The 23,872-nt window shown below is 41.8% G+C and carries 22 protein-coding genes; 13 read left to right on the top strand and 9 right to left on the bottom strand.

Translation table 11 applies throughout. From position 1 onward, the window contains the following. Positions 1 to 269 precede the first annotated feature (269 nt). Positions 270 to 1,166, bottom strand: a complete 897-nt coding sequence (locus tag V7K42_RS12670; protein WP_334916627.1) for an SMP-30/gluconolactonase/LRE family protein — start codon at positions 1,164 to 1,166, stop codon at positions 270 to 272. A gap of 204 nt (positions 1,167 to 1,370) precedes the next feature. After that, the gene (locus V7K42_RS12665; protein ID WP_334916625.1) at positions 1,371 to 2,309 is read right to left on the bottom strand and encodes an NAD-dependent epimerase/dehydratase family protein; all 939 of its coding nucleotides are present in this window, start codon (positions 2,307 to 2,309) and stop codon (positions 1,371 to 1,373) included. Positions 2,310 to 2,566: 257 nt separating this feature from the next. Between V7K42_RS12665 and V7K42_RS12660 the strand changes: the two genes are divergently transcribed. The 7 genes from V7K42_RS12660 (at position 2,567) to V7K42_RS12630 (ending at position 9,132) form a co-directional block, all read left to right on the top strand. Next, positions 2,567 to 3,721, top strand: coding sequence for a glycosyltransferase (locus V7K42_RS12660; protein ID WP_334916623.1), 1,155 nt, complete (start codon positions 2,567 to 2,569; stop codon positions 3,719 to 3,721). 99 nt (positions 3,722 to 3,820) lie between these two features. Then, a complete protein-coding gene (locus V7K42_RS12655; protein WP_094342755.1) occupies positions 3,821 to 4,579 on the top strand; it encodes a sugar transferase in 759 nt (252 codons plus the stop codon). A gap of 364 nt (positions 4,580 to 4,943) precedes the next feature. Beyond that, complete coding sequence (gene gmd / locus V7K42_RS12650; RefSeq protein ID WP_334916621.1) at positions 4,944 to 6,023, top strand: GDP-mannose 4,6-dehydratase; 1,080 nt, start codon at positions 4,944 to 4,946, stop codon at positions 6,021 to 6,023. Between the two features lie 23 nt (positions 6,024 to 6,046). Then, positions 6,047 to 6,991 carry a GDP-L-fucose synthase family protein gene (locus tag V7K42_RS12645; protein WP_334916619.1) on the top strand — a complete coding sequence of 315 codons (945 nt, stop codon included), beginning with the start codon at positions 6,047 to 6,049 and terminating at the stop codon, positions 6,989 to 6,991. Between the two features lie 77 nt (positions 6,992 to 7,068). Next, a complete protein-coding gene (locus tag V7K42_RS12640; RefSeq protein WP_334916617.1) occupies positions 7,069 to 7,644 on the top strand; it encodes a 5-formyltetrahydrofolate cyclo-ligase in 576 nt (191 codons plus the stop codon). A gap of 9 nt (positions 7,645 to 7,653) precedes the next feature. After that, positions 7,654 to 8,691 (top strand): catalase family protein, encoded by a 1,038-nt coding sequence (locus tag V7K42_RS12635; protein ID WP_334916616.1) that lies wholly within the window; start codon positions 7,654 to 7,656, stop codon positions 8,689 to 8,691. Positions 8,692 to 8,853: 162 nt separating this feature from the next. Further along, entirely contained in the window at positions 8,854 to 9,132 is a 279-nt protein-coding gene (locus V7K42_RS12630) for a hypothetical protein (protein ID WP_334916614.1), read from the top strand. Between the two features lie 48 nt (positions 9,133 to 9,180). Here V7K42_RS12630 and V7K42_RS12625 read toward each other — a convergent pair whose 3' ends face one another. After that, the gene (locus V7K42_RS12625; RefSeq protein ID WP_334916612.1) at positions 9,181 to 9,489 is read right to left on the bottom strand and encodes a hypothetical protein; all 309 of its coding nucleotides are present in this window, start codon (positions 9,487 to 9,489) and stop codon (positions 9,181 to 9,183) included. Between the two features lie 50 nt (positions 9,490 to 9,539). Here V7K42_RS12625 and V7K42_RS12620 point away from each other — a divergent pair, with 50 nt between their 5' ends. Continuing rightward, entirely contained in the window at positions 9,540 to 10,376 is an 837-nt protein-coding gene (locus V7K42_RS12620) for a carbohydrate ABC transporter permease (protein ID WP_334916610.1), read from the top strand. Between the two features lie 54 nt (positions 10,377 to 10,430). Here the strand turns inward: V7K42_RS12620 and V7K42_RS12615 are convergent, their stop codons facing one another. Further along, positions 10,431 to 11,084 carry a sugar transferase gene (locus tag V7K42_RS12615; RefSeq protein ID WP_334888676.1) on the bottom strand — a complete coding sequence of 218 codons (654 nt, stop codon included), beginning with the start codon at positions 11,082 to 11,084 and terminating at the stop codon, positions 10,431 to 10,433. 312 nt (positions 11,085 to 11,396) lie between these two features. Continuing rightward, positions 11,397 to 15,644 (bottom strand): hypothetical protein, encoded by a 4,248-nt coding sequence (locus V7K42_RS12610; protein WP_334916608.1) that lies wholly within the window; start codon positions 15,642 to 15,644, stop codon positions 11,397 to 11,399. A 700-nt stretch (positions 15,645 to 16,344) separates the two neighbouring features. Here V7K42_RS12610 and V7K42_RS12605 point away from each other — a divergent pair. Genes V7K42_RS12605 through cobT form a run of 3 tightly spaced genes read left to right on the top strand, consistent with a single transcriptional unit; the run spans position 16,345 to position 19,053 of the window. After that, entirely contained in the window at positions 16,345 to 17,046 is a 702-nt protein-coding gene (locus V7K42_RS12605) for a Crp/Fnr family transcriptional regulator (protein ID WP_094330155.1), read from the top strand. Positions 17,047 to 17,059: 13 nt separating this feature from the next. After that, entirely contained in the window at positions 17,060 to 17,797 is a 738-nt protein-coding gene (locus V7K42_RS12600) for a DUF2232 domain-containing protein (RefSeq protein ID WP_334916606.1), read from the top strand. A gap of 59 nt (positions 17,798 to 17,856) precedes the next feature. Continuing rightward, the gene (gene cobT, locus V7K42_RS12595; protein ID WP_334916604.1) at positions 17,857 to 19,053 is read left to right on the top strand and encodes a nicotinate mononucleotide-dependent phosphoribosyltransferase CobT; all 1,197 of its coding nucleotides are present in this window, start codon (positions 17,857 to 17,859) and stop codon (positions 19,051 to 19,053) included. A gap of 228 nt (positions 19,054 to 19,281) precedes the next feature. Here cobT and V7K42_RS12590 read toward each other — a convergent pair whose 3' ends face one another. Both V7K42_RS12590 and V7K42_RS12585 read right to left on the bottom strand, forming a co-directional pair. Then, positions 19,282 to 19,476 carry a hypothetical protein gene (locus V7K42_RS12590; protein WP_334916602.1) on the bottom strand — a complete coding sequence of 65 codons (195 nt, stop codon included), beginning with the start codon at positions 19,474 to 19,476 and terminating at the stop codon, positions 19,282 to 19,284. A gap of 29 nt (positions 19,477 to 19,505) precedes the next feature. Next, the gene (locus V7K42_RS12585; RefSeq protein ID WP_334916600.1) at positions 19,506 to 19,874 is read right to left on the bottom strand and encodes a hypothetical protein; all 369 of its coding nucleotides are present in this window, start codon (positions 19,872 to 19,874) and stop codon (positions 19,506 to 19,508) included. 356 nt (positions 19,875 to 20,230) lie between these two features. Between V7K42_RS12585 and V7K42_RS12580 the strand changes: the two genes are divergently transcribed. Beyond that, entirely contained in the window at positions 20,231 to 21,385 is a 1,155-nt protein-coding gene (locus V7K42_RS12580) for an extracellular solute-binding protein (protein ID WP_334916598.1), read from the top strand. Positions 21,386 to 21,460: 75 nt separating this feature from the next. On the opposite strand, the gene V7K42_RS12575 is transcribed toward V7K42_RS12580, so the two are convergent. Both V7K42_RS12575 and V7K42_RS12570 read right to left on the bottom strand, forming a co-directional pair. Beyond that, positions 21,461 to 22,015, bottom strand: a complete 555-nt coding sequence (locus V7K42_RS12575; RefSeq protein ID WP_334916596.1) for a hypothetical protein — start codon at positions 22,013 to 22,015, stop codon at positions 21,461 to 21,463. Positions 22,016 to 22,061: 46 nt separating this feature from the next. Then, complete coding sequence (locus V7K42_RS12570) at positions 22,062 to 22,835, bottom strand: methyltransferase domain-containing protein (RefSeq protein ID WP_334916595.1); 774 nt, start codon at positions 22,833 to 22,835, stop codon at positions 22,062 to 22,064. A 138-nt stretch (positions 22,836 to 22,973) separates the two neighbouring features. Between V7K42_RS12570 and V7K42_RS12565 the strand changes: the two genes are divergently transcribed. Next, complete coding sequence (locus V7K42_RS12565) at positions 22,974 to 23,861, top strand: LysR family transcriptional regulator (RefSeq protein WP_334916593.1); 888 nt, start codon at positions 22,974 to 22,976, stop codon at positions 23,859 to 23,861. Positions 23,862 to 23,872: the final 11 nt, after the last annotated feature.

Here is a 23,872-nt window from a genome sequence, read left to right as displayed (position 1 = left end):
TATTCCTCATCCACTTTTACGAAAAGCTTTTGCTAGCGATTATTTAGATATAAGAGAACTAAAACAGCAAGTGGCACTGTGGAGAGAATAGACAATAATACAGTATTTTAATTATATTAAAATTTCTATGGCAATCTTAAATGAGTTGTGTTGTTATGATATGCTGTCAATATAAATTATTTTTTTAACGAACCGCAGAGACGCAGAGGGCACAGAGAAGGGAATTAAAAGAGGTTAATACGAATAATTGATAACTGTTATTACCACTCTTAAAAAGAGTAAGAAGGTAATCCAGTAAAATCAGTTTGGATAGCAAATAAATCACCAGAGTATAAACTTTTATCGATTTCTGCTTGGCTGAGTCCAACTGAAGCAGTGGTAATGTAAAGTGTTCGCAAATCTTCGCCTCCAAAAGTACAGCTAGTTGGCAATTGTACAGGTAGCTTTATCCGCAATATCTCTTTCCCTTTGGGGTTGAAACGAATCACACACCATCCACCCCACATAGCTGACCAAATATGTCCTTCACTATCTATTGTCAATCCATCTGGGTAGAAGGATTCATAAGTTAAATCAACAAAAATCCGACGATTACTAAGATTTCCTATTACTGAATCAAAGTCGTAAACATATATTTTTTGCTGAGGAGAATCTGTTAAATAAAATGTCTTTTGATCGGGACTCCACCCCAAACCATTAGAAATGGTCAATCCCGTTTCCATTAAACGCAGTGAACCATCAGTGTCATAGCGATAGAGGCTAGCTTGAGGTTTTTCCAGAGAACACATTGAACCAAACCAGAAACGTCCTTGAGGGTCACATTTACCATCATTGAGACGGTTATCTGGAAGATTGGCTTCAATTTCTAAAATGGGGGTAACTGCACCTGTCTGGGTATTGAGGAATGCCAGGTGATGACGCAGCAACATAATTAATCTATCTGCACCTGCTGTTGCGATCGCACCTACCACGTCTCCCACATCAAAAAAGCCGTTTTCCCCCGTAGCAGGATTGAAATGATGCACCCGATGATTATAGATATCGACCCAGTACAGTAGTTTACGAGTAGAATCCCAGGTAGGCCCTTCACCCAAGCGGGCACGAGCTTTTAGTACATTGTGGAGCGGATATTGCAACTCGTCCATTTTATCAATCAACAACACCATTTACGGAAGGTAATTTCAGTGGCATTGACGCAATACGTTAAAAAACGTCCGTCTTACCAAAAGACAACAGGAAAAAATTTTATTCAAATTCAAGTAAAAGCTTAAGACGCGATGGATTGCATCTTCCCCAGGTAAAAGAAAAAACTCTTCCTTTTGGCTAAGGCTGAAATTCCCGACTTCGCTACAAAATCGGGAATCTTGTTGCTAAACAGCTTGCAAAATCTCCTCATCTACAGAAAAATCTACTTCGGCTTTGTCTTTTGCATTAGCCAAATAATCATTTTTCAAGGAGTCTTGTAACCCAGAAATCAAATCATATTCGGGATGCCAGTTTAATTCTGTTTGCGCTTTATTTACCGAAGCAAAGAAATGCTGTACCCGCATCGGAAAAGCTTTGCGTTTGCCGAAATCAAACTTTTTCGGGTCGTAATGGACGATTTTAACAGCATCGGGTGATTTTCCAGCCGCTACAGCACTAGCACGCGCTAAACCATCAAAAGTGACAAAGCGATCGCCAGATATATTATAAATCTGTCCTATGGCCTGTTGATTACCCAAAACCTGAGTCAAAGCTTTTGCCAAGTCTTTTACATGCCCTAGCTGCGTAATGTGCAACCCATTTCCAGGGATAGGAATGGGGCGATCGCGCACAATCCTATCAAAAAACCAGCCTTCCAACTCATTATAATTACGAGGCCCGTAAATATAAGTAGGACGAATGGAAGTAAAAGGTAATCCCAATTCAGTCAGATAAGCTTCTGTTTCATGCTTACCCTTATGGCGACTTTTGGGATCTACCGGATCGCCTTCTATGTGGGGGAGTTGATCGGATTTGAGATACACTCCCGCAGAACTCATATATATAAAATGTTGCACTCGCCCTTGAAAAATCTCTGCAAGTGGTTGAGTATCAGTAAGTTCTCGTCCGTTATTGTCAAAAATGACATCAAAGCTTTCTTGTGATAACTTTGCCTTTAATTGGTTAGCGTCAGTGCGATCGCCTATAATTTGTCCTACTCTCTGTAAAGAAGGTACTGTCCGATTTCCCCGATTGAACAGCACCACCTCATGTCCTTGCTCCATTAGTAATTGAGTCAAATAGACACCAATGAACCGAGTACCACCCATAATTAGAATTCGCATAAATTCACCTTTTCCATATCAGTTGTCGTCAAGGACTAGGGATTGGGGACTGGGGAGACAAGGAGAAATAACCATTCCCAATCCTTAATACTCCAATCTGAGGTTATCAGGTTGCAGCATCCATCTGGAACATCTGAAGGAAAGATTGCGTCCTATGTGTTAATCTGGTGCGCTTCCCGTTAATTAATCAGAAGGGGAAATTTTTCAGTTAACGTCATCAAGTTGGTCTTTGTATCTTCCATTTATTCAAGTTAGCTGTGCCCTTGAAATATGCTCTGGTTCATGAGTGGCTGACACCCAAAGCCACCGGTGGTTCAGAACTCGTTGTCCGAGAAATTTTGAATCACATTGATGCTGATTTGTATGCTCTGATCGATTTTGAATCCAGCAATAGAGACAGTTATTTATATAACCGTCAGATTGGCAAGACGTTTCTCCAGAACTTTCCTTATGCCCGCAACGGTATACAAAAATACTTGCCTTTGTGGCCCTTGGCAATCGAACAACTTGATTTGCGGCATTATGACGTAATTCTGTCTTCATCTCACGCTGTTGCCAAAGGAATCCTGACCACTCCCGAACAGATACATATTTGCTACTGTCACAGCCCTATGCGCTACGCCTGGGACTTGACTTTTGATTATCTGCGCTACAGCAAACTGGGTAGTGGCTTACCTGGGTGGGTGACGCGATATTTATTACATCGTTTGCGCCAGTGGGATGTATTGAGTGCCAATCGCGTTGATTACTTCATTGCTAACTCGCAACATACAGCTCGGCGGATTTGGCGTTGCTATCGACGAGAAGCAACAGTCATTTACCCACCAGTGAATATTGCAGAATTTCCGTTTCTGTCTGAGAAAGAGGACTTTTACCTGACAGTTTCCCGGTTGGTGAGTTACAAGCAAATATCGTTGATTGTCAAGGCTTTTAATCAACTAAAACGACCATTAGTAGTCATTGGTACAGGAGATGAAATGAACAAGATTCGCGAAATGGCAAACTCTAATATCCAAATACTCGGATGGCAACCCGATAATGTGGTAAAAAAATATATGTCTAGGGCTAAGGCATTTGTGTATGCAGCTTGTGAAGATTTTGGGATTGCCCTAGTGGAAGCACAAGCCTGCGGCACGCCAGTAATTGCCTACGGTGCAGGGGGGGCACTCGAAACAGTGCGAGATATCCGCTCTTGTGTGGATACAGGGACAGGTATATTTTTCCAGACGCAAACCGAGGCGGCTTTAGTGGAGGCAGTAGAAAAGTTTGAAGTATATGAGGGTTTGTTCAGTTCCGAGTATATGCGATCGCACGCCGCGCAGTTTTCACCGCAAATCTTTGCAGATCGTTATCTAAATTTTGTAAACAAATGCAACGAAAAAGACCGTTTTCGGAATGATGGTCTTGGTTAACGTCTTATTTTTTTAGGCTTTTGGCAATTTTCCCCCAGAAGCACATCATTTTGGCTTTAATATTGGGACTATGTGTGGTGTGGATTATTAAGGAGTATGATGACTGCCCAGAGCTCACTCCTCTCCGGCAAGCGAGGCGTACGGCAAGACACTAGAGCGTCTACGCGTACTTTCTTAAAACGCGGTCAAAAAACAAAGACGCCGAAAGTTAAGCCCAAAGGTTTATCTTTTCAGGGTTTAAACGGAGAGTTTGCCAAACGACTGTTCGATATAGTGTTTTCGCTGTCGGTATTAATTTTGTTCTTTCCCGTCTACTTAATTTTGACCTTGCTGATTGCCTTTAGCTCAGAAGGACCAATTTTTTATGTCCAAGAACGGGTAGGGAAAAATTACAAAGCGTTTAATTGTATTAAATTCCGAACAATGGTAAGTAATGCGGACGAAATCCTCATGCAAATGATGGAAACATCGCCCGAATTACGACAAGAATTTGAGAGCAGTTTTAAGCTGAAACAAGACCCCCGGATTACCAAAATTGGTCGATTTTTGCGAATTACTAGCTTAGACGAATTTCCCCAGTTCTGGAACGTTTTAAAAGGGGATATGAGTGTAGTCGGCCCCCGACCCTTGGTAGCAGAAGAACTGCCAAAATACGGTTGTCACATTGATGAGATTTTAACAATCCGTCCAGGAATTACTGGTTTGTGGCAGGTATCTGGGCGTAATGATATTCCCTATCCTCGGCGAGTCCAAATAGACCTGCATTATGTCAAATTTAGGAATTTCTGGCTTGATTTATGGATCATCTTGAAAACTGTTGATGTGGTAATTCTACCAAAAAATAACGGGGCATACTGAGTAAATACTTAGGTTCGACGATCTGGGGCAGTTAATGCCCCTAAAAACCTAATTTCAAATACCTATTTTACTTAGTCTTCACAAAACCAGATATATATGAAATTTTGGCAAAAAAAACGACGGATATAAAAACAATGTTCATATATCTGATAAAAGAAAAATATACATACTTAAACAATCCTGGTTTATTTTAAGGTTGAGCTTACGGATTAAAATACTTTTTGCTAAGTATATTTATTTACGAAAAAAGTCTCATAACAACAAGAACTCGTAGGTTTCCCATTAGGCAATTCAGTAATTAGCTGCTAGGTTGTATCAGATTGCCTGTAACTTTTTAATCAAAGATAATAAGGGATAATTGAGCATGACGCAACAGAAGCGAGCGTTGATTACTGGTATCACTGGTCAAGACGGTTCATATTTGAGTGAGTTTTTACTAGAAAAAGGTTATGAGGTTCATGGAATTATTCGCCGAACTTCTACCTTCAACACAGACCGCATCGATCACATTTATGAAGACCCCCACAAAGACGGGGTGCGGTTGTTTCTTCACTACGGTGACTTGACAGATGGTACAACGTTGCGGCGTATTTTAGAAGAAGTTAAACCAGTAGAGATTTACAACCTCGGCGCTCAATCCCATGTCAGAGTAAGCTTTGATTCACCAGAATATACGGTGGATGCTGTAGGAATGGGGACGCTGCGTCTCTTGGAAGCAATTCGAGATTACCAACACCGAACCGGAATTCAGGTACGATTTTACCAGGCGGGTTCTTCAGAAATGTACGGTTTAGTACAAGCAGTACCTCAAACTGAGACAACGCCCTTTTATCCTCGTAGTCCTTATGCCTGTGCGAAAGTTTACGCCCATTGGCAAACTGTAAATTATCGTGAGTCTTATGATTTATTTGCTTGCAACGGGATACTTTTTAACCACGAGTCACCAAGACGGGGTGAAACCTTTGTAACCCGCAAAATTACTAGAGCCGTGGCTGGTATCGTTGCTGGTAAGCAGAAAAAAATCTACATGGGTAATCTAGATTCCAAGCGAGATTGGGGCTATGCAAAAGATTACGTGAAAGCAATGTGGTTGATGTTGCAGGAAGACCAACCTGACGATTATGTAATTGCTACTGGTGAAACCCACTCGGTACGAGAGTTTTTGGAACTGGCATTTAGTTATGTAAATCTCAATTGGCAAGATTATGTAGAGTTTGATGAGCGTTACCTCCGTCCATCTGAGGTAGATTTACTGATTGGCGATTCTACAAAAGCACGCCAGAAGTTGGGCTGGAAAACATCAGTAACCTTTGAAGAACTAGTTTCCTTAATGGTAGAAGCAGACTTACAAGCATTGGGTCACACTTCACCCAATGGAAATGGCTCGCAATTTCCATTAGATATTGCGACTATTCGTCAACAACTCGGCGCTTTGCACTTCTGATTTGCACCACAGAGGATAAAAATATGACCGCCTTAGAACTAAAAAATCAACGAATTCTCGTCACTGGTGGGTCGGGGTTTCTAGGTCGTCAGGTGATAGATCAACTGTGTAAAGCAGGGGCTGCTCGTGAGAAGATTACAATAGTGCGATCGCGCGATTGCGATCTACGTGTTTGGGAAAATAGCCAACGGGCAGTTGACCAACAAGACATAATTATTCACTTAGCGGCTCATGTGGGTGGCATCGGTCTAAACCGCGAAAAACCCGCAGAATTATTTTACGATAACTTGATCATGGGTACGCACCTCATTCACGCTGCCTATCAAGCTGGAGTAGAAAAATTCGTATGTGTTGGCACTATCTGCGCCTATCCTAAATTTACCCCAGTGCCATTTAAAGAAGACGATCTTTGGAATGGCTATCCAGAAGAAACCAACGCCCCCTACGGAATTGCAAAAAAAGCGCTTTTAGTCCAATTGCAATCTTACCGCCAGCAGTACGGTTTTAATGGAATTTACCTACTGCCAGTTAATTTATATGGTCCAGAAGACAACTTTGACCCTGGAAGTTCCCACGTGATTCCAGCGTTAATTCGCAAAGTTCACGAAGCCCAAATTAAGGGAGAAAAGCAACTCCCAGTTTGGGGTGATGGCAGTCCTACCCGCGAGTTTCTGTATTCAGAAGATGCAGCGAGGGGGATTGTTATGGGGACTCAATTCTATAACGACTTGGAACCAGTTAACTTGGGAACGGGTTACGAAATCTCTATCCTTGATTTAATAACTATAATTTGCAAATTGATGGAGTTTAAGGGTGAAATTGTTTGGCAAACTGACAAGCCTAATGGTCAACCCCGCCGTTGTTTGGATACTGAACGGGCGAATCTTGCCTTTAACTTCACGGCTCAGGTGGGCTTTGAGGAAGGGTTAAAGAATACCATTGAGTGGTATCGTCAAAACGCTGCATAACGATGTATTAGTTAATTAATGTGGGATGTTATAAGCTGGGCAATGCCCAGCTTATTTGTTTGACGCGATAAATTTTCATGGACAAAGTTGATTGTCAACTAAATAAAACAGAACTACGCCGCACTCTGCTCAAAACACGTCAATCAATGTCCGTTGGAGAATGGAGAGACAAAAGCGATCGCTTATGCTCTCATTTACAAAACTCTACTTTATTCACCCAAGCAAAAACAATACTTGCGTATTTTAGCTTTCGCCAAGAACCTGACCTCAGTCCACTGTTTGCAAACACCAAATATCGTTGGGGATTTCCTCGCTGCGTTGATAAATCCTTGTGTTGGCATATTTGGACACCTGGCGATTCTCTTCAAAGTGGCGCTTATGGCATTACTGAACCACACCCCGACGCTCCAATCTTAGATGCTGCCGAAGTGGATTTGATTCTCGTCCCTAGTGTAGCTTGCGACTATCAAGGATATCGCTTGGGTTATGGCGGCGGATATTACGATCGCTTGCTTAGTTTACCGCAGTGGCAGACAAAACCGACTATCGGAATTGTCTTTGATTTCGCCTATTTGTCCCAAATACCTATCGAATCTTGGGATAAATCACTACAAGCTGTTTCTACGGAAACCGGATTGACTGGGAAAGGCTAAGGATTCAGGATGATGAAGACACATTATCAAATATTTATGACTAACCCAACATCATCTACCACTGAGCAGGAAGCAATAATTGACGAGATTATTGCAACTAGCCTCCAAGCTCAACAAAAAACAGGCCCAGACCTCCGCCAAATTCATAGCAAAAGTCATGGACTCCTTGGAGGAGAGTTTATTATTGAACCGAATCTTCCTAGAGATTTGAGAGTAGGTTTGTTTAAAGCACCACAAACCTATCCTGCATGGATTCGTTTCTCTAGTGGTGGTTCGCCTAAAAAGCGTGGTGAATTCACCTCCGATAGCCAGCCGGATGTTCGCGGTATCGCCATCAAGGTGATGAATGTGGACGGGCAAAAAGTACTCGATGATGAAGAAAAAACTCAAGATTTTATCCTCAACAATTATCCGATTTTCTTGGCCAAAGATGTTCGTGATTACGCCGATCTTTCCAGAGCCGGGAGTGGACAACTTAGCCCAGAGCGGTTGCAGGAACTTGGTTATGCCTTTGCAATTTTGCAAAAAATTGGCGGGCAAAAAGTAGGAAATCCGCTTTTAATTCAATATTGGAGTATGGCTCCCTTTAAGTTTGGGAATCGAATTGTAAAATTATCCGTCAAATCTCAACAACCTGAACAACCACCCGAAACACTTCCCGAATCAGAAAATTACCTTCGGGAAACAATAGTCAAATATTTGACTGAAGAAGGTAAAGAAGCATCTTTTGACTTCTTCATTCAGTTTTATGTAGATGACGAAAAAACGCCAATTGAAGACCATGTTAAAGAATGGCAAGAAGCAGATTCCCCATTTATTAAAGTTGCAACTATCCGCATTTTCAGTCAGAAATTTGACTTTGAAGAACGCAAACGTTTAGACGAGGGTTTGCTGTTTTCTCCTTGGCATACACTACTAGACCATGAGCCTGTTGGAAGTGTGAATCTCTCTCGCAAGAGGCTTTATAGCGAACTTGCAAAGTATCGACGAGAACAAATTGCCCAACGCTTGCGGGAACCACAACCTTATGTGGCGATTGAAGATTAACCTCTGTAAATTAGCTTCAGACTGCAAGATAAATCTTTTACATCTGTGTGTGCAGTATCTCAGTTTCTAGCAATTATATCTGATTATTGAAATTTGAAAGCCCCAGATTCCCGACTTCTCTAAGAAGTCAGGAATCTTGTTTTTAACAATTGGAGACAAACCATGAATGAAGATAGTGAACTAACTGAAAAGCTGAATAATATGTTGATTGAATCCGCAGATAAAGAATCTGTTATTAAATTCTTGAGATTGAGTAATTATTCAAAAGCCGAATCAATTGAAATTTTAAAAAAGGCTTTAAGTATTTCTTATTATGAGGCACAAGATATTATTCATAATAGTCAAACATGGAGTGATGTAAAAGAAATTGATGCAAAAATAATGAACGACTTCTTTGATGTAGTGGAAGAATTAGGGAGTTCGGAAAGTGAAGAAACTTAATTAGACTTATACATGAATAAATCCCATAACAGAATTAGGTGAATTGCTTTAACCAGATTTTTGATCAAAAGTATCACCCGACTCTTCAGTTCCTATGATATCGCCACCAATTAAGGCTGACCAAGTTACAGATAGAGGGAATTCTCCTTTTTCATCAGTCCATATCCAACGACCAAATGATGGGCAATTCGGGTTTTCAATATTTAATTGAATTTCAGGATCGCGGTGAAAATATTGCCCAACAAACTGATGAAAATCATCTGACAAAGAATCGATAATTTCATACCATATTTTTTTGCAGTATGCTTGTTCTTGTTTTCCTGCTTTCCAAAGCTTCTCTTCAAGTTCTAAATTCATGTTTCAATATCGCAAAATAGTAGGTTTAGAGTATTTAGGTTATTAATCAAATGCTGAACTGGAAAAAATCACGATCGCAAAATCTGCTAATGTATGTGCTGTTGGGCGCGATCGCACTGCTGATGCTCTTTCCTTTACTATGGCTAGTTAGCACAGCCTTGAAATCGCCTACGGAAAATATCTTGCAGTCGCCGCCACAGTTATTACCTAGTCAACCGACACTAAATAACTTTGTTAGTGTGTGGAACTCTCTACCCTTTGGGCAATACCTGTATAACAGTACTTTGGTGTCAGTGCTGACGGTTGGCTTAAATCTACTGTTTTGCGCTTTAGCTGCCTATCCCTTGGCAAGATTGTCATTTGTAGGGCGAGACTGGATTTTTGTAGCGATTGTTTCCACGATTATGATTCCCTTCCAAATCGTGATGATTCCCCTCTATATTTTGACAGTCCAGTTGGGTTTGAGAAATAGTTATTTAGGGATGATTTTTCCGAGTTTAGCTTCTGCCTTTGGCATTTTTCTGTTACGCCAAGCTTTCATGAGTGTCCCGAAAGAGATAGAAGAAGCCGCCCGAATGGATGGCAGTTCAGAGTTAGGATTGTGGTGGCATATAATGTTGCCAGCAGTTCGCCCAGCATTGGTAACTTTAGCTATTTTTGTATTTATTGGTGCTTGGAGTGACTTTTTGTGGCCTTTAATTGTCATCCAAGACGAAAATTTATACACTCTTCCCTTGGGAGTCGCAAAGCTAGCAGGGACTTTTTCTCTTGACTGGCGTTTAGTAGCTGCTGGTTCAGTAATTGCGATCGCTCCAGTATTATTATTATTTTTATTTCTACAACGTTACATTGTTCCCACGGAAACTGGTAGCGGTGTCAAAGGTTGAATCAAAAAGTGGAGATGCGAAAAGGCAGATAATGACCAATGACAAATGACAAATTCAATAAGCACCAGTCTTTTTCAATACCACCCAGATAGTTTTAACAATTAGACTCAGGTCATAAGTTACAGACCACTTGCGTTGATAATCTATATCCATCTTGACAATGGTTTCAAAGTCTGAAATGCTCGAACGACCATTAGCCTGCCATTCTCCGGTCATACCTGGTTTAACTCGTAATCTATCCCAATGGTGTGGATCGTAATTGCTGACTTCATCAGGAGTGGGTGGACGAGTACCAACTAAACTCATGTCTCCTACCAGGACATTCCAAAATTGAGGAAATTCATCTAAACTGGTGCGCCGCAAAAACTTACCCACAGGGGTAACGCGAGGATCGTCAACAGATTTAAAGATGTGACCTTTGGCTTGGTTCTTAACCAAATGCTTGAGTTTATCAGCATCGACAATCATGGAACGGAATTTCCAGATGCGAAAAGTTTTTCCGTTCAAACCACAGCGAATTTGGGAATAAAATATTGGACTTGGCTCATCAATAAAGGTAGCGATCGCCACAGGGATTGCTACCATAAATGTAATAATCAGCCCCACAATGGCTCCAACAATGTCAATTAACCGTTTTCTCACGCTTAAAGTTGACGGATGTAAAGGCTGTTGCGAACAATTAATTGAATAAAGAGAAAGATTATTCACAAGGGCTAACTTATTTTATAACAAGGATTTTTGCATTCTGTAGTATAGACATGGAGATAGTTTTTAGGCGGTTTTTACTGCTTTTGTTGCTACTACTGAGTAGTAATGTACACAAAATAAAAATAAAAAAATACTGGAAACCCAAAGTTTACAGAATCTTTCAATTAAATTAACATATTGTAAATTTACAGTATTTTTGACATCAGATAAAAAAGATAGTTTTAGGGTACACTTCCAAAAACTCAAAATGCTTACACAATAAGCATTTTGAATTTTGAGTAGTATTCTTCTTTCTAGCGTGATGCACTAGTCTCAATGATGAACCTCTAAGGTGAAATTCACTGTATATGGTTCTTCTAGTGATTGCTGATTACTAGCCTTGATCGCATCTAGATAGCGACGCAAAGATAACAGTTGTTGGGAATTGGGACGATAGGTAAGACTCCCTTGTTTTTCAAAAAGTGGTGCTGTAGCGATCGCCTGATAGTCAGGATTTTCTTGTGAATTCTGGGTTAGCCAAGTCGAATCTGTAACTGAAGGGATCAATCCCGAAGGTAGTTCACCTTCCAAAAAAGCCAGCAAGCGTTGCTGACAAGTGCGAGTATTGATCCCACGACTCTCAAATAACTGGATAACTTCACCGAAAGATAAGGGACGATCTGGTAGCAGGCGCAGCAATTCGGTAAATAGGAAATAATCAGTGTATTGTTGCTTGGGTATATCTAATATTTGGGGATGTAAAGGCAGCATTGCCAAACCATAAGCAACCCGACTGCAATTAGGAGCGCCATTTTCGCCGAGATATGAATCTTGAATAATCTTAGCGTTGGGGAGTTTTTGCCTTAACCAACGGTTCACTGTCCCTATACAAGCCACCCCACCAGTTAGGATTGCTTGATTAATTGCTTCTGTGGGGATACCACGAGCTACCAATAATTTATTGAGTTCTCGGTTCAGGCGGCGCACAAAGGGGATAAATACCTGGCTTTCTAAATCTCGTCGCTGCAAAATCCACTGATGATCGGCCAATTCCAGGGTAAAAGATTCTTGGTGTTGCAAAATCAGCTTCAGGGCTAGCGCTGCATCTAATACCGCCTGTCCCAGTAGAGAACTTTCTAGACGCTGCTGGAGGCGAATTCGGGCGGTGATATCTGGTTCTCCAACTCTGGGTAGTCCTAAGTCTTCCAAACCTAAACTTTGCCAACGCATTTGGTCTAAACCGGGAATTGACGGTTGCCATTGCCAAGGATTACTGCTACTAGTTTTGCTTAGGCGTAGCCCGCCACAGGCATCGCTTTGTGTTCCTCTGCGTGATTGCCGAGATTTCGGTGGCAATAACAACTGGCAAATAATATCTTGTTCAATTCCCTTGCCAGCATAAGCAAAACTGTGGAGCATGAAATCATTGTATGTCAATTGCACCAAGCTTTCTGGGACATCGACCAGCAACATTTCTGTGGCAGTTGTCCCAATGTTAATTACCAGGGTGTTACCAACAATCGGATGTTCGCTGGTTTTTACCGGATGAGAACCTTGATGTTCGCTTAATTTTACTTGCTCACCACTAACAGCATCGAGTTCCGGGAGTAGACTAGCGATCGCTTCTTCTACAAAAAAGACTTGCTGCGGATGTTGGATAAGTTTGCTGGTAAGTAAAGCTTCCCGGACGTTAAAGCGGTATTGTTCCGACCAACTAGATGGACAGGTGCAAATTACACCAGCAATATTATTGATAATCTGTGGAAAATCTGATTCGCCGATCCCAAGCGCAGCAGCTATTAAGCTAGGGGTAGTACTTGTTTTTTCAGATTTGAGGGTTAATAGTAGTTTAGAGAGCGATCGCACAACCCAAATTAAAGGCCCTGCCGAAAATTCATTTAATTGCAAAACAGGTTCCCATTTTTGCCGTTCATTTTTGTAGGGAATGGCTACTTGTAAATAGGGCTTCAACTGCGCTGAGTAGAGATTATTTGTTGTCGAATCTACTGTAGATTTATGTGTTGCAGGAGTGGATGATTGGTCAGGCACTTTATCTGGAGCAACAGCCGCAGATGCTGTCCGATCGTGGACTTCAATACTTTCATTTTCTCCTTGGGGTACAGAAGCTGTAGGAAGATAAACCTCTGTTGGTAAACGAAACGATTGCTGGAAAGAACTTGTTCCCGGCGGATTTTCTGCTGACCAATAAATAGGATGCACAACAAAAGTTGAGCGATTTAACAATGCGGCAGAAATTCCTGTTGTCCCTAAATCAATTCCTAAATACCAGACTGGTTCTAGAACATTGAGCGAGACTTCTGGATTGTTAATGGAGTTAGAAATTGAAGATAAAGAACTGTCTTGAACAGGAGTTGGAACTTCCTTTTGTTCTTCAATTTCTACTGGGGTAACTGCCAAACTTGATAAAGCAGCAGTTGAGGTATTTTCTGTTTGCGGTTCAGGGAGAGTTGTGGGAATTGTGTCTTGAGTTTTATCAATCAGTTCCGATAAAGTATCTAAGTTGGTAGTTGGCTCCGACTCAAAATTTAGCTGCCGATCAAAATTAGCCAAATCCCGATCTAATTGCTGCAACTGTTCTTCATCTAAAGAAATATCAGGTACGACTGTAGCCTGGTTTGACTCAACACAAAGCAAGTTTTCTTGTGGCGAAGCAGCAATATAGTTATCTACAAACGGTTCTGGCCGATCGTTGTCGATCGATACTTCCGGTTTGGCGATCCTTTCTGTGCGAGACGCTATATTAACGGTAGGCTTTGCCAACGCAATTTCTGGAGTAACTAGTGCTGTAGTTGTGGCATTATCCATAAAGGATGATACGTCCAGCAATTGCTGTTCACTGCCTGCATCAGGCAATAGCTCAGTTAGGGTATTAATTGTATCAACGCTAGCTGGCTGAGTATCGAGTTGTGTAGGGGAATCTGTTTGTGGTGTAGAAAAGCTCAGAGACGAATCTAAGTCAGTATCCTCTTCAAAAAAACTAGCTGGCTGAGTATCGAGTGGTGTAGAAAAGCTTAGAGGCGAATTTAGGTCAGTATCCTCTTCAAAAAAACTAGCTGGCTGAATATCGAGTGGTGTAGAAAAGCTCAGAGACGAATCTAGGTCAGTATCCTCTTCAAAAAAACTAGCTGGCTGAGTATCGAGTGGTGTAGAACAGCTTAGAGGCGAATTTAGGTCAGTATCCTCTTCAAAAAATAGTTTTTCTTGTGGCTCTGATAATGAATCTCTAGTTTCTACTAAAGTCTCTTGGGCTGAAATACCTGTATTTTGTGTCAAAACCGTAGAATCAACGTTTTGAGAGACAGATGGACTCTCCGCGATGTTCAACGTTGATTGGGAGGCTGTGGAAGCAGATAAGTCATTTGTGGCTAGATCGAGACTTAGATTATTGACATCACCAGTACCAAACAAACTGGCATAAAGTTGGTCTACTTCATCACCAACTAATGCAGAAATATCTTGCGGTAGTTCGGTTTGGTTTTCAGAAGATTGAGACGAGTCTAAGCCAAGCTGCAACAGCACTGCATCTAAATCCTCTGTGAGGGAAGTATCCTGTTGCTCAGAATTCATTGTGAGTTGAGATGAAGTTTCTGGCTGGATCAGATCCGAGGGTTGGAGGTTAAGTTCAGCAGCAATCTCGGCTGGATCGGCCAATGATGGCGATCGTGGTGTATCAGATTGTGTTTCTGGGAAAGATGACGGGGAGCTAGGGGATTCTTGCTGTAAATGCTGGGTCAAATTGTTGAGGAAGCTGGCCATCATCTGTTCGCCTTGCATTCCCTTGCTATGCATCCTTGCCAGTGCTTGCGACAGAGATTCGTAATAAGTATTAATGTTGCGCTGTAGTGCCTCAAAGACTACATTCACAGTCCCATCTAGTGATAATAGGCGTTGATCCAACTCCCTGGCTAGCTGGGTTAACTGCTCTACACGGTCTGCTGATTCTAATAAAGGTTGAGTTGTAGAGGTTGATGATTCTGAGTTGGCATAATTAATGACTTCTGATGAACTGGAGGAATTTGCCAAAGTTTGTGTTATCAGTGGCGTTAAAGTTGGCACAAGGCGACTCATGAGTACCTGTAAAAACTCGGTAATCATTTGATCCTGGTTTGTCAACTGCTGCGCCAAGGAGTAGTTTTGTAATCGCCTTTGCTCTAGTTGCCGAATTTCCTGTAGGAGAGTAGCTCGCTCTTGCAATAGCCCTTCTAATTCCGATCGCAATGGCTGGAGCAAGCTCGAAAATTCACTTTTTAATTGTCCGGCTCCAACGGGACTCTGTTCCTGATTGGATTCGAGCGGCGGTAATGGATACTGGTTATAACCTCGATCGATCAATTTTGTTAATAAAGGCGATGGCGGTTCTTCAGAAGATTGATTTGGGATGCTGTTTTCTAACGCTTCTTTTTCTTGGAGCCTTACCAAGAAGTTGCGAATTCGTTCTAAAACTTCTTTAGGCTCCTGCGCCTGACCAGGCAGAAATCTAGACAAGCGCTTGCCACCACTGGCAAGTAAGTTGTCAATGTCTGCGATCAGCTTTTGAATTTCATCTGCACTGGAAGTCACTTTTATCACCTTACCTAAAAACGTATGTCAACTAATGTGGCAATTACTTTACAATTACTGTACCCCTGTGGAAAAGCAAGCTACGCGCAGCATCGACCATAGGAGAAGTTTTGAGTGGCAAAAGCCGCTGCTTGGACTTATGACTGTCATTATGTTATGGATTACTGGGAGTACTGGCAATCTTCAGTCAGCTTTTGTTCAACAAAAGAAGTAGTTCAAGAGAAAGGAATACTACCCGCCGCTTGCGGACTCGCTCTCAGCCTACTCCTGCAAAGAAGCAAGCTACGCGTAGTATATCTAAGAGTTGCTATGCCCCAGGCTTTAGGCTGCGCTATCCTGCCTCCTGTTTCACGAGTTTTGCAGCTCTTGGTTGCCTATTTTTGAAAATCGGTAAAATACCTGAGCAATAATTTACTGGCTTTAGTATCATTGATGTTGTTTGCCTATATTTTTAACTAATCAAGTTTGCAGTGCAGCTAGCCCCTAAACAATACAACCGTCGGCTATAAACTACTTTTTGCAAAACTTTTACCCCGTTTTTACTTATAGGTAAAGATTGTTCAGAAAAACGTTCTTGTCGCTTTCTTATGTAGCATAGTTTAGTTTTCTCTTTGAAAGGGAGCTGTGCAATGATAGCTTAGGCTAAGAATGGCGCTTTTTTTTGTTGTGTTTATATAGCAGCTTGAATAAAAATGTGGTAATGGAAGACCGATATAGCTTGCAAGCACAGGCTAATCCCTGGATGATCGCCTCGGCTCCCTTTTTTCAAGGGTTGCCAGAAACTGCTGTAGAATCAGCTCTCATCCATCTTGTCACCCGCACTCACCCAGCTAATCAGGTAATTCTGCTGGAAAATGACTGGGGTGGTTCTGTGTATTTTATTCTAGACGGATGGGTAAAAATTCGTACATATAATCTAGAAGGAAAAGAGGTAACACTGAATATTCTTGGCAAAGGGGAATTGTTTGGTGAAATGGCGGCGCTAGATGAAGTCCCTCGCTCCACAGATGTGATTACCTTAGCTCCGACAGTAATTGGCAGTATGCCTGCTCAAGATTTTGTCAAGTTACTTCATATAGAACCCTTGGCGGGAGTTCGATTGGCGCAACTAATGGCACGACGTTTGCGGCAAGTAAATCGCCGATTGCGGTTGCGGGAATCTGATAGCCAATCACGGGTGGCAGATACATTGCTATTTTTGGCAGAAGGACAGGGTAAAAAAGGCCAAACAGGAACAGAAATCCCCAATTTACCTCATCGGGAATTGAGTAGTTTGAGTGGACTGGCGCGGGAGACTGTGACACGAGTGTTGACAAGGCTAGAAAAAAAAGGCTTGATTAAACGGGATCAAGACACTATTTGTATTCCCGACTTGTCAGCCTTAGAAAGAATGATCGTTTAAGAACTTGTCAAATATGAGTATTTTAAATTCTCTGCCAGATGAGCCGGAGGAAGATCCATCGCCTGAATCTCCAACTCCCCACAATCATTGGTTAGACAAAGAACAGCAGTTAATGCCTCCTAAAATCAAGGCTGATGCGCCATTAAGGATGGTAGAAACGGCATTTTTAGCCAGTACTGCTAGTTTAATTTGGTTTATTAATTTCTACTTCCCCTTGGGGCCAGTTTTGCGGATATTTTTTCCAGTGCCGATCGCTCTAGTTTATCTCCGTTGGGGCAAGCGTGCGGCATGGATGGCAGCACTCACTTCTGGTTTACTGCTAACAGTACTGATGGGCCCAGCCCGCAGTTTGCTGTTTGTTATGCCCTATGGGTTCATGGGCGTGCTTTTGGGAGCGACATGGCATCGTCGTCGTGTTCCCTGGATTGTTTCTATCACCTTGGGTACGCTGTTGGGTACTTTAGGAGTTTTTTTTCGGCTGTGGTTGCTGTCCGTTTTGTCGGGTGAAGACCTATGGATTTATGTAATTACCCAAGTGACTGAGTTCATTGAGTGGGTATTTTTAAAGCTGAGTTTATTGGCGAGTCCCAGCGTGTTTTTAATTCAAGTGGGAGCGATCGCTCTGATTTTACTCAACAACTTTATCTACCTTTTTGTGGTACACCTCGCAGCATGGTTTCTTTTTGACCGCCTGGGAAACCCTATTCCTCGTCCACCACACTGGGTACAAGTCCTTATGGATTATGAATAATAGTCATTTGTCCTTGGTTAAATAATAAGTTTTAACTAATTCCCAATGCCCAATTCCTAATGCCCAATTCCCAAATTCGTATTTATACTCAAAAAGAACAAGGTGAAGAATGGCTACAACGGTATCGTAGTTGTCTACCCGTATTTGCCTGTGTTTTAGGATTTACTGAAACTGGTTTAATTTCAGGGATTTCAGCTGCCGGTCGCACTCCAGAGGATCGGAAATATACCGCTTGTGCCGATGCCGAGTTTTTGTATTACGGCCCAGAACATAAAGCCCAATATCCCCTACCACCATTAGCGGCTGGGGCTTCACCTGTGCTGATTTCTCGCGCTGTATTTGAGTCTCTAAATATACCAGTTCATTTATTTAATGCTGGTTTACCGCAGCCTCCTGCTGTGCCAGTAATTGATTTGGGGGGCACGGCTGCTAAGTGTTTAAGTGGAGGTGCTGCTATGGAAGTAACAACGGTAAAGCACTTGTTTAAACAAGGGCTACTTTGGGGAGAACGCCTTGCTACCAATATTCAACAGGGGTATGTAATTCTCGGTGAGTGCGTCGTTGGAGGCACTACAACTGCCCTGGCAATCTTAACTGGTTTGGGTATAGATGCTGCCGGAAAAGTTAACAGTAGCCACCCTGTTTGTAACCACGGACAAAAGTGGGCATTAGTGCAAGCTGGGCTGGAGAAGATAATGGGGAGCAGGGGACTCTTAGCTGGAAGCAAAGAGCAGGATGACAGATATCAATCTCAAATTCTAACTTCCGTAGATCCTCTAAAACTCGTTGCCTCTGTGGGCGATCCGATGCAAGTGGTAGTAGCTGGGATGGCGATCGCAGCTAGTCGTAGTTGTGGTGTAATGTTGGCTGGTGGAACGCAAATGCTGGCGGTTTATGCTCTGATAAGTGCGATCGCTCAAGTTTACGCCTTATCATGGCAACCAGAAGCAGTAGTTGTAGGCACAACCCGTTGGGTGGCAGAAGATCCTACTGGCGCTACAGTTGACTTAGCCCTCAGCTTAGGGGAAGGCAGCTTAACTCAGAGTGGAAAAATTCCTCCTCTATTAGCAACCGATCTCAGCTTTGCTGATTCTTGTTATCCCCAACTGAGAGCTTATGAGCAGGGCTTTGTGAAAGAAGGTATGGGTGCTGGAGCAGCTTGCATCGCTGCTTATCTTAGCCAAAATTGGCAACAACACCAACTTTTAGCAGCCATTGAATCTCAACTTGAGCGGTTGAGTATAGGATTTCATTAATTCGTAGCGAATTAAATTTAGCAGGACTTTGCACTCGCACCAAAATTATAAGTGGAAGTTTCCTGTGCCTTGAGAAACGCTACAATTTTACCCAAAGCTATACTTAGCCAAATCAAGATTTAATAAGCTAATTCCTTTGTAATTTTAACTGCCCCTACCCGTTGATAAAAAATGGGGTCATAATATACGCAATAACGTGTTTAAATTTTTATCACTTTGATAGCTGGATTAGTTGATTATACTTAATATAGCCCTAGTCGCATAGGTCAGGACAGGTTGATTGCTCAGAGCAATAAAGCAACTAGGTTTATATTCATATCGGGCTAAACGCCCTGCTACCGCTAACAGCACTTTACTATGTATACCCACGAAGCCATCACTAAAAACTGAACCTAAAGACTTGCCTTCACTACCTCTAGGCATTTTTTTGATTCGTTTAACTAAGGTTAAATTTAATGAATTCTCTCTCTGAGTAATTGTTCTTCCAAGGCAGCAATGCGATTGTATGCTGCTGTTAATTGTGCTGTCAGTCGTTGTATTTGAATTTCTGGTGTTATGTTATCTCCACTTTGACGATGCATGTCTAGATAAATACCATCTGTTAATACATCCTTATGTTCCATTTCTGGATTTAAATTGGTACGTCTGAACTGGTAGCTTCCAGCCGCGCCATTTTCATGATGATTATCCTTTGCTTGTGTATTCGCTAGAGAACACTCTGAGAAAGCTTGAGCTACCCTACCATCAAGCTGCTCAATTACTTGGCACAGGGCATCCAGCTTTTTGCTTAAAGTCAGAATCTGCTGCTGTAATAGCTCCATTTAATACCTTTATCCGTACATTTTCTCTATGTTATTCAATTTACTCCAAATCTTAACTTTACTTATGAATTATTTAAGTATTGATAATTTTTGCTGGAAATATGACATTTAAATTATTATTTCTAAATATAAGTAAAGTTCTACTATCAGTACCAGTAAGGAAATTTATGGCATAAAATCAATCTTTAGGTACTAATTTGCTGCAAAATTCGCTAATTTGAGTCAAATATTTAAATTTATCAGCATTCCCAAGAAAAAATACCGATAATTTTCCAACCACAGTTTTTCACCTAGTCAGGCTCTGGTGAATCTCTGCTTAATATTAGGTATAATCAAAACTCTCAAATCCAAAATCAATGGATCGACGGTCTTTTTTACTAAGTACAAGTACACTGGCGCTTTCACAACTGCTTTTTGGCTGTGGTGGAAACAACCAGACGCAACTAAAAGTACAGTTATTAAAAGGTTCTATACCTGGTCAGGTGGTGAATCAGTTCCACAACGTGCAACAACAGGTGCAGTTAAAATTCGCCCTAGTTGAGCAGATAGAGGATTTATTTCAGCAATTACAAAATTGGCAGCAAAAACCAAAAGCTACCGATGAGCAGGGATGGAGTCGCTTTATACCTTTTAGGCAAGGTCAAAAAACGGCTGATGCAGACCTAGTGACATTGGGAGATTACTGGCTAAAAGCAGCTATTGAGCAGAAACTGATTCAACCGCTCCAAGAGTTACAGGGAAACGAATTAAAGCAGTGGCCTACTTTAGATGAAAATTGGAAAAAATTAGTAACGCGCAACGACCAAGGTAACTTGGATACTCAAGGGAAGGTGTGGGGTGCGCCTTATCGGTGGGGTAGCACGGTAATTGTTTATAACCGTGATAAGTTGCGAGAGTTGGGTTGGACACCCAAAGATTGGAGTGATTTGTGGCGAGATGGAATGCAGCAGCGCATTTCCCTACTAAATCAACCACGAGAAGTTATTGGTCTGGTCTTAAAGAAGCTAGGAAAATCTTACAATACAGAAAATCTTGACCAAGTACTAGACTTGGAAAAGGAATTAAAGACATTAAACCAACAGGTGAAGTTCTATAGTTCCAATAACTACTTAGAACCTTTAATTATGGAAGATACTTGGCTAGCAGTTGGTTGGTCAAGCGATGTACTGCAAGTTCTGGGACGTTATCCGCAACTTGGCGCAGTTATACCCAAGTCAGGAACAGCAATCTGGGCAGATTTGTGGGTACGTCCCGCAGGTATTACTAAGAGTAGTTTCTCAGATCGGTGGATTGATTTTTGTTGGCAACCAAATACAGCTAAACAAATTTCGGTGCTAACCAAAACTAATTCGCCAATTGCTACAAATATTGACGCTTCCGATATCCAAGAACCATTGTGGAGCCTGTTAAAGAGCGATCGCGAAGTTTTTGATAAGAGTGAATTTTTGCTTCCCTTGTCGCCATCAGCAATAAAACAGTACGAGTCTTTGTTCGCCAAAATTAAGGTTTAATTGGGGATTGGGGATTGGGAATTGAAATTTTTCCATCTCCCTCATCTCCTTGAATTCCTAACTCCTAACTATTTCCTAGAGTAAACGCTGTAACCCTATCTTGTTCTTAACAGTCGTTTGGATGCTGCATAAAGCTGGACTTGTATTAAAGTTACAAGTGTAGGTTGCCAAGGGTTCTTTTTGATAATTAAATACTCGGACATTGTAACCAAAGTTCCGTGCAGCGCTACCCAAGCGATTTACAAAATCATAGCGCTCTACATATTCTAGTAAACTCCAAATTTGCTGATTAACAATCAAGTCTACTCGTGCAGGTTCTTTGTCAGAAGCTGGATATGCTATCCAATTATCCAATAACTTTTTCTCAGAGTTTTGTTGTGCCCACCATAAACTGGGAACGGTTAATCGCGTTGGGTTTATGGTGTTAGCTGTGATGACATAATCTTTTGGCTTGCTCAATAAGTCTAGTTCTAGAGGCGCACTAGAAGGCGAGGGTATTGTGCGGGGTTGCGCTAGTGAGGGCGGGACTAGTATGCTTGTAAGGCTAATGGTTAGTAGTAATGAAAACGATGTTTGGCGATAGCTGCGCCAACGCCAAGGGCGATCGCACAATAATTTAGATGTATGCATAGCTGATACTAATTCGTAATTAAGTACTAGTAAAAATTCGCACTATTTAAAGTTTAATGGCAACGATGCGAATTCTTCGATAGTCTGCTGTCCAAACTCCTTGTTGATACAGCGTCGGCTTGAGATATTCCTCTACGACGCGAATTACTTGTATTTGTTGCTCATCAGAAAGTCCTGCTAAAAAAGGACTAGCGAACATCTGAATCCAGTTTGCCATACCTGCTTCTTCTGCTAAAGGAGTTGGACGAGCAAAAAGCATGGCATGAATGACATCAAAGCCTTGCTGTTCCAGTAGGCTGGCGTACTCGCCAATACTAGGGAAATACCAAGGATTTAAGGCTTGTGCAGGGATATTAATTGCTTCTAAGGCGCTTTCCAAAGCTGTGGCGATCGCCTGAACATTTCCCTTACCCCCAAATTCTGCCACAAAACGTCCCCCTGGTTTTAGGGATTGATGGATGGAAGCGATCGCGCTATCTGCTTGTTTCACCCAATGCAATACAGCGTTAGAAAACACAGCATCCAATGGTTTATCTACTTGAAAGTTACTAGCATCAGCAACATCAAAGCGGATATGAGGATAGTTTTGTCTTGCCTTTTCTATCATCGCGGATGCATAATCAACTCCCATTACTTCAGCCCCGGCTTGGGCAATTTTTTCTGTGAGTTGTCCAGTACCACAGCCAAGATCCAAAATGGATTCTCCTGGCTGAGGATTGAGGAATTTTAGTAAGTCCTCGCCATACTGCCAGACAAAAGCGTGTTTATCTTCGTAAAGAGTAGCGTCCCAATAATTTTTAGCTATTGAAAGATTATTCATAAGTAGTGAAATTACAGTGTGTTGATTTGCCGATTGATGACCGCCCGATCATCACAATAAAAAAGATTTTTAATTATGTCCAATATATATTTTCACCTTAACTAATATTTTAAAGATATGAGTTGAGGTCTTATATAGATGGAATTACGACACTTGCGCTACTTTGTCACCTTGGCAGAGGAATTGCACTTTGGACGAGCGGCGGAACGATTGCACATTGCCCAACCTCCCCTAAGCCAACAAATTCGACAGCTAGAGAAGGAATTGGGTTTTGAACTGTTTCACCGCACGAAACGAAATGTGCAGTTAACAGAAGCGGGGCAAGTGTTTTTGCGTGAAGTTCAGCAAATTATGAAGCAATTACAACAGGCAATCCAAGTTGGGCAGCAAACTAGTCGGGGCGAAATTGGACAGTTGGTGGTCGGCTTTGTGAGTTCTGCGGCGTATAATATTCTGCCTACTATTTTGCGAACTTTTCGTAGTTACGTTCCTAGTGTGAGCATCGAGTTGCATGAACTGACTACAGATCAACAGTTAGAGTGGTTACGAGAAGGTCGAATGGATGTAGGATTCCTGCGTCCACCTGTTGAAGAAAATAGATTTAGTTGCGAAACAATTTTTCAAGAATCGCTGATGGTGGCACTACCTGAAGCACATTTGCTAGCGAGTCAATCTAATGTGTGTTTGGCATCCCTTGCCAATGAACTGTTTATTTTATTTCCCAGGATATTAGCACCAGGACTTTACGACTTAATCATTAGTGTTTGCCAGCAAGCAGGCTTTAGTCCCAAGGTTGCTCAAGAAGCTATCCAGATGCAAACGATTGTCAGCCTAGTAGCAGCCGAGATGGGTGTTGCGATCGTGCCAGCATCTTTGCAAAACCTCCAACGGATCGGGGTAGTTTATAAAAATGTAGAAGAACCTACCCCAAAAGTTAGTATTGCAATGATTTGGCGAAAAAACGAGACATCTTTAACAGTACAGAGGTTTCTGGAAATAGTTAGACAAGCTGCCCAGCAGTGGTAAGTGTAACAGCG

Origin of the sequence: Nostoc sp. (genome assembly GCF_036917455.1) — a bacterium.
Classification (GTDB): Bacteria; Cyanobacteriota; Cyanobacteriia; order Cyanobacteriales; family Nostocaceae; genus Nostoc.
This window is presented reverse-complemented; position numbering and strand designations above follow the sequence as displayed.